General features: G+C 41.0%; 8 protein-coding genes and 1 tRNA gene. 8 read left to right on the forward strand and 1 reads right to left on the reverse strand.

Going from position 1 to position 11,430, the window contains the following annotated elements; all coding sequences use genetic code 11:
• Positions 1-60 precede the first annotated feature (60 nt).
• Positions 61-1,377: an FAD-containing oxidoreductase gene (locus tag M1F55_RS04460; protein WP_000958933.1), complete on the reverse strand. Its 1,317-nt coding sequence runs from the start codon at positions 1,375-1,377 to the stop codon at positions 61-63.
• Positions 1,378-1,705: 328 nt separating this feature from the next.
• On the opposite strand from M1F55_RS04460, the gene cshA reads away from it, so the two are divergent.
• The 8 genes from cshA to M1F55_RS04500 form a co-directional block, all read left to right on the forward strand.
• Entirely contained in the window at positions 1,706-3,283 is a 1,578-nt protein-coding gene (gene cshA / locus M1F55_RS04465; protein ID WP_004255719.1) for a degradosome RNA helicase CshA, read from the forward strand.
• Between the two features lie 255 nt (positions 3,284-3,538).
• A complete protein-coding gene (codY, locus tag M1F55_RS04470; protein ID WP_223336230.1) occupies positions 3,539-4,327 on the forward strand; it encodes a GTP-sensing pleiotropic transcriptional regulator CodY in 789 nt (262 codons plus the stop codon).
• On the forward strand, positions 4,327-4,902 hold the full coding sequence (locus M1F55_RS04475) for a cysteine hydrolase family protein (protein WP_247947359.1): 576 nt from the start codon (positions 4,327-4,329) through the stop codon (positions 4,900-4,902). The genes codY and M1F55_RS04475 overlap by 1 nt, the downstream gene beginning before the upstream one ends.
• Positions 4,903-4,982: 80 nt before the next feature.
• Positions 4,983-5,068: transfer RNA gene (locus tag M1F55_RS04480), tRNA-Leu, on the forward strand.
• Between the two features lie 138 nt (positions 5,069-5,206).
• Positions 5,207-6,484, forward strand: a complete 1,278-nt coding sequence (locus tag M1F55_RS04485) for an ABC transporter permease (protein ID WP_247947360.1) — start codon at positions 5,207-5,209, stop codon at positions 6,482-6,484.
• 12 nt (positions 6,485-6,496) lie between these two features.
• Positions 6,497-7,144 (forward strand): ABC transporter ATP-binding subunit Vex2, encoded by a 648-nt coding sequence (gene vex2, locus M1F55_RS04490; RefSeq protein ID WP_000173751.1) that lies wholly within the window; start codon positions 6,497-6,499, stop codon positions 7,142-7,144.
• Between the two features lie 56 nt (positions 7,145-7,200).
• Complete coding sequence (gene vex3 / locus M1F55_RS04495; RefSeq protein ID WP_084927141.1) at positions 7,201-8,580, forward strand: ABC transporter permease subunit Vex3; 1,380 nt, start codon at positions 7,201-7,203, stop codon at positions 8,578-8,580.
• Between the two features lie 357 nt (positions 8,581-8,937).
• The coding region (locus tag M1F55_RS04500; RefSeq protein WP_247947361.1) for a LysM peptidoglycan-binding domain-containing protein at positions 8,938-11,430 on the forward strand (2,493 nt) is incomplete at its 3' end.

The following is an 11,430-nucleotide window of genomic DNA, read 5'->3' on the forward strand; positions in this document are numbered from 1 at the left end:
GAGATTTCGAAGAAGTAAAAACAGCCCAAAGAGGGCTGTTGAATACGATTAAATCTCAACTTAAATCGCAAACAAGTCATTCAAGTTCTCAGCCAAGGTTGGGTGAGTGAAGATTTGTTTTGTGAAATAAGTGTAAGGAATCTTGTTGTCCATAGCAACAGTGATGATGTTGATGATTTCTTGAGAACCTTCTGAGAAGATGCTTGCTCCAAGAATTTCTTTTGTTTCAGTATTGACAACAGCTTTGAAGGCTCCGCGAAGGTCTCCATTTACATGACCACGAGGCATTGCTGCAACAGGGATTTCCTTGACAGCGTATGGAAGTTTCAAATCAGCTGCTTGGCTTTCAGTCAAACCAACTTGTGAAAGTGCAGGTGTGATGAACATAGTGTTTGGTACATTGAGACGGTCTTCAAGTGTGTAGCTGCCATCTCCAGCAAGGTAGCTGTAAACAACACGGAAGTCATCAAGTGAAATGTAAGTAAATTGAAGTCCACCGTTGACATCCCCAACTGCAAAGACACCAGGAACGTTTGTTTGACAATGTTTGTCTACTTTAATAGCGCCACGTTCAGTTAGTTCAATATCTGTATTTTCAAGTTGAAGTGGTTCTACGTTTGGTTTACGTCCAGTTGCGTAGAGAAGGGCATCGAAACGGTAAGTTTCGTTTTCAGTTACGACAAGGACTTGGTCACCGTCATTTTTAATTTCAGTAGTACGGATATTTTGAAGCAATTCAATACCGTCTTCTTCCATGTATTGTTTAGCAAGAGCTGCGATGGAAGGTTCTGCACGAGGAAGGAAAGTATCCAAGGCATCTAGGACTGTAACCTTGCTTCCAAGTTTGTTGTAAAGACCAGCAAATTCAAGACCGATATTTCCACCACCAAGGACACCAAGGTTTTCAGGCAATTTGTCCAAGTTTTGGATACCTGTTGAGTCAAAGACGTTTTTGCTTGTAGCAAGTCCAGGGATTGGCAAGACGTTTGAAACAGCACCAGTGTTGATGACGATTGTTTCAGCAGTCAGTTCTTTCTTTTCATCACCAGCTTGGATTTCGATGACTTTATTTGAAAGGAAGTGAGCTTCCGCATCAAAGATATCTACGCCTGTACCAGCAACAGTAGCATAGTTTTTACCGTTGAGGCGACCAGTGATAGTGTTTTTGGTAGCAATGACTTCTTCAAAAGACAAGTCTTTCTCAGCAGCAACTAGCAAAGTTTTAGTTGGGATACAACCGATGTTGATACAAGTTCCACCGTACATAGCTTTGCTACGTTCAACAAGGGCAACTTTTTTGCCAGCTGAAGCCAATTTACCTGCTAGTGTTTTACCAGCTTTACCAAATCCGATAACGATTAAATCATAAGTTAACATTTAGAGTTCCTCCTATTCGAATTTCATTCTAGCATAAGAAAAAAACTTTTGCACAATTCTGCTACGCTTTAAAAAAGTTTATGAATAGTGGAAATTTCATCCTTATTTTCTCTGAAAAATCGTTTACATGAGTTTATCGATAGATTGGGCTATCTTTTGCTTCTCTCTTGTGTTATACTAGATAGGTTGCAAAGAAAACAGTACTTTTCTTTTGTGGAAAAGAAGCAACACGATTTTATATCCAGTATATGAAAATACGTCATAAAAAGAAAAGTATAAACTAAGCCCTATAGGGTGGCTTCGCACCACCTTTAGAAAGAAGAATATCGTGAAATTTAATGAATTAAACTTGTCTGCTGATTTGCTAGCAGAGATTGAAAAAGCTGGTTTTGTAGAAGCCAGTCCGATCCAAGAACAAACCATTCCCTTGGCCCTTGAAGGCAAGGACGTTATCGGTCAAGCTCAGACTGGTACAGGAAAAACTGCAGCCTTTGGCTTGCCTACCCTTGAAAAAATCCGTACAGAAGAAGCAACCATCCAAGCCTTGGTCATCGCTCCAACTCGTGAACTTGCTGTCCAAAGTCAAGAAGAACTTTTCCGCTTTGGTCGTAGTAAGGGAGTCAAAGTCCGCTCAGTATATGGCGGATCAAGCATTGAAAAACAAATTAAGGCTCTTAAATCTGGTGCCCATATCGTGGTGGGAACTCCAGGTCGCCTCTTGGACTTGATTAAACGCAAGGCCTTGAAATTACAAGATATTGAAACTCTTATCCTTGACGAAGCGGATGAAATGCTCAATATGGGCTTCCTAGAAGATATCGAGGCCATCATTTCTCGTGTCCCTGAAAACCGTCAAACTTTGCTTTTCTCAGCAACTATGCCAGATGCCATCAAACGTATCGGTGTTCAGTTTATGAAAGAACCTGAGCATGTCAAGATTGCTGCTAAGGAATTGACAACAGAATTGGTTGACCAATACTATATTCGTGTTAAAGAACAAGAAAAGTTTGATACCATGACTCGTCTCATGGATGTGGAACAGCCTGAGCTTGCTATCGTATTTGGTCGTACAAAACGTCGTGTAGATGAATTGACTCGTGGTTTGAAAATCCGTGGCTTCCGTGCAGAAGGAATTCATGGTGATTTGGACCAAAACAAACGTCTTCGTGTCCTTCGTGACTTCAAAAATGGTAATCTCGATGTTTTGGTTGCGACAGACGTTGCAGCGCGTGGGTTGGATATTTCAGGTGTGACCCATGTCTATAACTACGATATTCCACAAGATCCTGAAAGTTATGTTCACCGTATCGGTCGTACAGGTCGTGCTGGTAAGTCAGGTCAGTCTATTACTTTCGTATCACCAAATGAAATGGGCTACCTTCAAATCATTGAAAACTTGACTAAGAAACGCATGAAAGGTCTCAAACCAGCAAGTGCAGAAGAAGCCTTCCAAGCTAAAAAACACGTAGCTCTCAAGAAAATCGAACGTGATTTTGCAGATGAGACTATCCGTGCCAACTTTGAGAAATTTGGTAAGGATGCTCGTAAGCTGGCTGCCGAATTTACTCCAGAAGAATTGGCAATGTATATCTTGAGTCTGACTGTTCAAGATCCAGATAGCCTTCCTGAGGTAGAGATTGCGCGTGAAAAACCACTACCGTTTAAACCATCAGGTAATGGCTTCGGTGGTAAAGGTAAGGGAGGTCGTCGTGGAGATGACCGTCGTGATAATCGCCGTGGAGACAACCGTCGTGGTGGTCGTCGTGATGATTTCAAAAAAGGAAGTCGTGGCAATGATCGTTTTGATAAAGACAGACGTTACCGTAATAAAGACAATAAAAAACCACGCAATACTTCAAGTGAAAAGCAAACAGGATTTGTTATTCGTAACAAGGGCGATAAATAAGAAAAAGCGGTTCAAAATGAATCGCTTTTTTATATAAGGAGACCGAATGGAAAAGAAAGATAAATAAAATAGATATATTATCTTCTTGTAATATTATAATACACAAAAATAGGGAGCTTGTCAATAGAAAAGAAGCAATTTAATTAAAAATATTCTTGTTTTTTCAAATTGCAATTAAATAAGCAATTTTCAGATAATAATTGAAAATTCAAGCTGTTTATGTTATAATGATAGCGATTAAATTCGAGGTGAAAAATGGCACATTTATTAGAAAAAACTAGAAAAATTACTTCTATCCTGAAGCGCTCAGACGAGCAGTTGCAGGAAGAACTTCCCTACAATGCGATTACCCGTCAATTGGCTGATATTATTGACTGTAACGCCTGTATCGTTAATAGCAAGGGACGTCTCCTTGGTTATTTTATGCGTTACAAAACCAATACGGATCGTGTAGAGCAGTTCTTCCAAACTAAGATTTTCCCTGATATATATATTCAGGGGGCCAACATGATTTATGATACAGAAGCCAATCTGACAGTTGATCATGATTTGAGTATTTTCCCTGTGGAAAGTCGTGCCGACTTTCCAGATGGTTTGACGACCATTGCGCCGATTCATGTATCAGGGATTCGCCTTGGTTCTTTGATTATTTGGCGCAATGACAAAGAATTTGATGACGAGGACTTGATTCTTGTTGAGATTGCGAGTACCGTTGTTGGGATTCAACTCCTCAACTTCCAGCGTGAAGAAGATGAGAAAAATATCCGTCGCCGTACTGCTGTTACCATGGCGGTTAATACCCTTTCTTACTCCGAACTCCGTGCTGTTTCAGCCATTTTAGGGGAATTAAATGGATATGAAGGGCAGTTGACTGCGTCTGTGATTGCAGACCGTATTGGCATCACCCGTTCTGTGATTGTCAATGCCCTTCGTAAACTTGAGTCGGCAGGGATTATTGAAAGTCGCTCACTTGGAATGAAGGGAACCTATCTTAAGGTCTTGATTTCAGATATTTTTGAAGAAGTGAAGAAAAGAGATTACTAATGACTAAGGCTTTAATTTCGATTGACTATACAGAAGATTTTGTTGCAGATAGTGGAAAATTGACAGCAGGCGCTCCAGCTCAGGCGATTTCGGATGCTATTAGCAAGGTAACTCGATTAGCTTTTGAACGAGGAGACTACATCTTCTTTACTATTGATGCTCATGAAGAAAACGATTGTTTCCATCCAGAAAGCAAACTATTTCCTCCTCACAATTTGATTGGGACTAGTGGACGGAATTTATACGGAGATTTGCGGGCCTTTTATCAAGAGCATGGTTCAGACAGTCGTGTCTTTTGGATGGATAAACGTCATTACTCAGCTTTTTCAGGGACTGACCTGGATATCCGTTTGAGAGAGCGGAGAGTGTCTACCGTTATCTTAACAGGTGTCTTGACGGATATCTGTGTCCTGCATACAGCTATAGATGCCTATAATCTAGGATATGACATAGAGATTGTTAAATCAGCTGTTGCTTCCATCTGGCCTGAAAATCACCAATTTGCCCTTGGACATTTCAAAAATACACTTGGAGCTAAGTTAGTAGATGAAAATCTAAATGAAATTTCTGAGTAATTTGGTTGATGAAATGAAAAAAATTTGAAAAAAGTGTTGACAAGCATCCTAAAAGTTGATATACTAGTAAAGTAATCAACGCGGGGATGGCGGAATTGGCAGACGCGCAGGACTAAGGATCCTGTGACCGCTTTAGGTCGTGAGGGTTCAAGTCCCTCTCTCCGCATAGGATAAGAGTTAGCTTAGGCTAGCTCTTTTGTTTTCATATAATTCAAGTAGAGCAAAAAAATTTTGCTCTTTTTTGTATTTCATAAACATTTCATATTTGGATTTTATAATAGTCTTACAAATATGGAGGTGACAAATGAATCCGATCCAAAGAGTTTGGGCTTATGTCAGCAGAAAACGACTGAGAAGTTTTATTTTATTTCTGATTTTATTGGTCCTATTGGCTGGAATTTCAGCCTGTTTGACTCTGATGAAGTCCAACAAAACAGTTGAAACCAATCTTTACAAATCACTCAATACCTCTTTTTCTATTAAGAAGATAGAAAATGGTCAGACATTCAAGTTGTCAGACCTAGCATCTGTAAGCAAGATTAAGGGACTGGAAAATGTTTCTCCTGAACTCGAGACGGTCGCAAAACTAAAAGACAAGGAAGCAGTGAGTGGCGAGCAGAGCGTGGAACGTGATGATTTGTCCGCTGCGGATAAGAATTTGGTTAGCTTAACAGCTCTTGAAGATTCATCTAAGGATGTGACCTTTACTAGCTCGGCTTTCAACTTAAAAGAAGGGCGACACCTTCAAAAAGGGGATTCCAAGAAAATCCTGATCCACGAAGAGTTGGCTAAGAAGAACGATCTTTCGCTTCATGACAAGATTCGCTTGAATGCTGGACAGTCAGAATCTGGCAAAGGGCAAACAGTGGAGTTTGAGATTGTTGGAGTCTTTTCTGGTAAAAAACAGGAGAAATTCACAGGTTTGTCTTCTGACTTCAGTGAAAACCAGGTCTTTACAGATTATGAAAGTAGCCAAAGCCTTTTGGGAAATAGTGAACCTCAAGTCAGTGCAGCCCGCTTCTATGTAGAAAATCCTAAGGAAATGGACGGACTCTTGAAGCAGGTGGAAAACTTGGCCTTGGAAAATCAAGGCTACCAAGTCGAGAAGGAAAACAAGGCCTTTGAACAGATTAAAGACTCAGTTGCAACCTTCCAAACCTTCCTCACTATTTTCCTTTATGGGATTATGATATCAGGAGCAGGAGCCTTAATTCTGGTTTTGTCTCTCTGGTTGAGAGAGCGGGTCTACGAAGTGGGAATTTTACTTGCACTTGGAAAAGGCAAGAGCTCGATCTTCCTACAATTTTGTTTAGAGGTTGTTTTGGTGTCTCTTGGAGCTTTGTTTCCAGCATTTGTTGCAGGAAATGCAATCACATCTTACCTACTCCAAACACTACTAGCAAGTGGAGATCAGGCAGCCTTACAAGACACGCTAGCCAAAGCAAGTGGTTTATCAGCCAGCATCCTATCTTTTGCAGAGTCCTATGTCTTTCTGTTGTTGATTAGTTGCTTATCTGTAGCCCTTTGTTTCCTATTCTTATTTAGAAAATCGCCTAAAGAAATTTTATCATCTATTAGTTAAGAAGGAGAAATCATGACTTTATTACAATTACAAGATGTTACCTACCGTTATAAGAACACTGCTGAAGCAGTCCTATATCAGATCAATTATAATTTTGAACCCGGGAAATTTTACAGTATTATTGGAGAATCAGGAGCAGGAAAATCCACTCTCTTGTCCCTGCTTGCTGGTCTAGATAGTCCTGTTGAAGGTTCTATCCTTTTCCAAGGAGAGGACATTCGTAAGAAAGGCTATTCTTACCATCGCATGCACCATATTTCCTTGGTCTTTCAAAATTATAATTTGATAGATTATCTTTCTCCACTGGAAAATATCCGCTTGGTCAACAAAAAGGCAAGCAAGGATACACTTCTTGAGCTTGGTTTGGATGAAAGTCAGATCAAGCGGAATGTTCTCCAGTTATCAGGTGGTCAACAGCAACGTGTTGCCATTGCTCGTAGTTTGGTCTCAGAAGCTCCAGTCATTCTAGCTGATGAGCCAACAGGAAATTTGGATCCTAAGACTGCTGGAGATATTGTCGAACTGCTCAAATCACTTGCTCAGAAAACAGGTAAATGTGTCATTGTCGTAACCCACAGTAAAGAAGTGGCACAAGCGTCAGATATTACACTTGAGTTGAAGGATAAGAAACTGACTGAAACTCGCAATACTACGAAATAATACGCGCTTTTTTCTGTTAGAACTATAAAATAGAACAACATCTAGAAAGGGAACCTATGTTACACAACGCATTTGCCTATGTTACAAGGAAGTTTTTCAAATCGATTGTCATCTTCCTGATTATTCTCCTCATGGCGAGCTTGAGTTTGGTCGGCTTGTCAATCAAGGGAGCTACTGCCAAGGCTTCTCAGGAGACATTTAAAAATATCACCAACAGCTTCTCCATGCAGATTAACCGTCGCGTCAATCAAGGTACGCCACGTGGTGCTGGGAATATTAAGGGTGAAGATATCAAAAAAATCACCGAAAACAAGGCCATCGAGTCTTATGTTAAACGCATCAACGCTATCGGGGATTTGACTGGCTATGAACTTATTGAAACGCCAGATACCAAGAAAAATCTGACACCTGACCGTGCCAAACATTTTGGAAGTAGCTTGATGATTACAGGTGTCAATGACTCTTCTAAAGAAGACAAGTTTGTCTCTGGTTCTTATAAGTTGGTCGAAGGTGAGCACCTAACCAACGACGACAAGGACAAGATCCTCCTGCACAAGGACTTGGCAGCCAAACACGGCTGGAAAGTAGGGGATAAGGTCAAACTAGACTCTAATATCTACGATGCCGATAATGAAAAAGGTGCCAAGGAAACAGTCGAAGTGACAATCAAGGGACTCTTTGATGGTCACAATAAGTCGGCAGTAACCTATTCACAAGAACTATACGAAAATACAGCTATCACAGACATTCACACTGCTGCAAAACTTTATGGATACACAGAAGACACAGCTATTTATGGGGACGCAACCTTCTTTGTGACAGCGGACAAAAACTTGGATGATGTTATGAAAGAGTTGAATGGCATCAGTGGTATCAACTGGAAGAGCTATACTTTAGTTAAGAGCTCCTCTAACTACCCAGCTCTTGAGCAATCCATCTCTGGTATGTACAAGATGGCCAATCTCCTCTTCTGGGGTAGCTTGAGCTTCTCAGTCCTTCTCCTTGCCCTCTTGCTCAGCCTTTGGATCAACGCCCGTCGCAAGGAGGTGGGAATCCTCCTCTCTATCGGTCTCAAGCAGGCAAGTATCTTGGGTCAATTTATCATAGAATCCATCTTAATTGCTATCCCTGCTCTTGTTTCTGCTTATTTCCTAGCCAGCTACACAGCGCGTGCAATCGGAAATACTGTTCTTGCCAATGTCACTTCAGGTGTTGCCAAACAGGCTAGCAAGGCTGCTCAAGCATCTAACCTTGGTGGTGGTGCAGAAGTAGATGGCTTTAGCAAGACCTTGTCGAGCCTAGACATTTCTATTCAGACATCAGACTTTATCATCGTCTTTGTCCTTGCCTTGGTTCTAGTGGTTCTAGTTATGGCGCTTGCTTCAAGCAATCTCCTTAGAAAACAGCCAAAAGAACTCTTGCTGGATGGCGAATAAGTTAGAAAAAATGATTCTGGAAATAGAGAAAGCATCTTGTTTTTCTATTCAAGAATGGTGGATAGAGAATGGCTATTTAACAATTCAAAATAGAACCGAAAGCAGTGGTGAAAATCATTGCTTTCAGTTGCTTTCTTTGTACTTTAGTGTTTAAATATGATATACTAAAGCTATGGAATTTATTAGAAAGGGGTTTCGTAACTTATATATGGAATTGTGCATAAAAATCTATAGAAATCTTATCTTGAAAATAGATAGATAAATCTGTAGAAGCCTACCCATATCGCAAACATAGGCTAGTAGACCTAGGTAGGGTCTACTTTGGAAAATATAGAATAGTGAGGAAAAATAAACATTATGAGACAAACAAATGTTAGAGGAAGCTTGTCCCTACGTGGCTTTAGAAAATTGAGAACTGGTGCAATTGTTGCGACAGGTGTCATTTTGCTAGGTCTGGGCTTTTTAGCTCCAACTGTGTCAGCCAGTGAACAAGATGGTGTTTGGGTAGCCAGAACAGTTGCAGAAGTAAAAGCTGATATTCAAAATATAGACAATTTATCACACTACACAATCAAGTGGGGAGATACACTGAGTGCTATTAGTGGAGCAACAGGGCTATCTGTTGATAGTTTGGTTGAGATAAATCGTATTGCAAATAGAGATTTGATTTTTGCTAATAATCAATTGTATTTTAGCGAAGAGGCTTTTCTAAAAGATGGAAATACAGAAGTAAAAAGACAGCAAGTGTCGATTGATAATTCTGGTAGCCGTCAAAGTTATGAAGTTGAAACAAAGACAGATACTGTAACTGGAGAGCAAACTACTACTGTTAAACAAACGACACCAGTAGTTGTGGAAACACCAGCAGTATCAGCACCGAAATCAGAAACCTCAGTCTCAGTTGCGCCAAAAGTGGAAGAGCCAGCGACTCCAGCGCCGAAAGCAGAGGAACCAGCGACACCGGCACCGAAAGCGGAAGAGCCAGTGACACCGGCACCGAAAGAAGAGACTCCATCGACACCAGCACCAAAAGCGGAAGAGCCAGTGACACCGGCACCGAAAGAAGAGACTCCAGCAACACCAGCGCCAAAAGCGGAAGAGCCAGTGACACCGGCACCGAAAGAAGAGACTCCATCGACACCAGCGCCAAAAGCGGAAGAGCCAGTGACACCGGCACCGAAAGAAGAGACTCCATCGACACCAGCGCCAAAAGTGGAAGAGCCATCGACACCAGCGCCGAAAGCAGAAGAACCAGCGGCTTCAACATCGAAAGTAGAAGATTCAGAGGATTCAGCACCGAAAGTGGACGAGCCATCAGGAACAACACCGAAAGCGGACGAGCCATCAGGAACAACACCAAAAGCGGAAGAACCAGTGGCTTCAGCACCGAAAGACGATGAATCAGCTTCTTCGGTTGAATCTCCATCAACAGGTAATCATTCAGAAGAGTCTGGAACACCATCTGCAACTCCTACAGGTGATTCAACAGCTACCCAACCAAGTGATTCAACATCGTCACCGGTAACCCCAAGTGAAGAAGCACCGGTCACATCAGGCGAGTCTAATTCTGCTACACAGCCAGCTGGAGAATCAGGTAAATCTGAAACACCGTCAGAATCTTCCAATACTCCATCTGCAGATGCTACAAATGATTCAGGGAATTCAGCAACATCAACTCCGACTCCAGAAACATCAACTCCAGAGCCAAAATCAGAAGAAGAACTTAAGAAGGAAGAAGCCTTGAAGTCAGCTAAAAAGGAGAGCATAGATGATAATATCGGTGAAGTTGTTAAAATAAAAGCAGATGCGATTGAAAAAGTTACTGATGCAGATGAAAAGGCAAGATTAAAAGAAGCATTAAAGACGTTACAAGATAAAGCAATAGAAGAAATTAACAAAGCAAAAGACGATGAAGAAGTAGCTACTGTTACAGAAAAATATCAAAATGAAATCAATGCATTGGATGTTCCAGGTGAAGAAGTTTCAAGTCCGAATTATGGTAGAGAAGGCTTGACCAATAATGGTCCTGGTGGAACTACTATTGACAATGGAAGCACAGCGATTGGTCATGGTGCAAGTGGGACTTCCAGATCAGCAGTAGCATCTCCAACACAACCTTCTTCAACTTCAGAAGGGGCTTCAAGTTTTAGAAATGCTCCATCAGTTCAAGCAAGAGCAAGAAGAGTAGCACGTTCAACATCAGAACCAGATGGAACTGTAAATATTAGCTATAACTTCGCTGGAATGCCAGATATTCATGGTTTCCTATCTGACCCAGGAGAAGATAACACTGTTACAATTCCTGCTGGAACGAGTGAAGCACAGGCAAAAGAATTAGTAAAAGAAAAAATTCAAGCCAAGATAAAAGACCTAGCTGCTAGAGGGTATTATGTGAAAAATGACATTATTTTTGAACAAGATACTACTGTGAAAAATTATAACTACGTTGTCACATTCACTAAGGAGGCTACAGGAACTTCAGGTTTCAGAATGGCTCCAGCAGTTCAACCGCGCGCTAGCAGAAATCGTAGAAGTCTAGAACAGCCAGCTCCTCAAAAGGTCAAAGTAAATGTATTTTATAACTTTGATAAAATGAAAGATATTGCAGGTTTTCTGGGAGATATCAATGGAACTCCTCTTGAAATCGCGGAAGGTTCAACAGATGATCAAGTAAAAGCAGCAGTCAAGAACCAAGTTGATGCCAAGAAAGAGGAATTACGTAAACGTGGTTATACTGTTAAAGAAGACTATCTCTCTAAAAATAATGGAAAAGATTATAACTACGTTGTCACATTCACTAAGGAGGCTACAGGAACTTCAGGTTTCAGAATGGCTCCAGCAGTTCAACCG

The sequence above is a fragment of the Streptococcus mitis genome, from assembly GCF_023109235.1.
In the GTDB taxonomy this organism is placed as follows: Bacteria; Bacillota; Bacilli; order Lactobacillales; family Streptococcaceae; genus Streptococcus; species Streptococcus mitis_DA.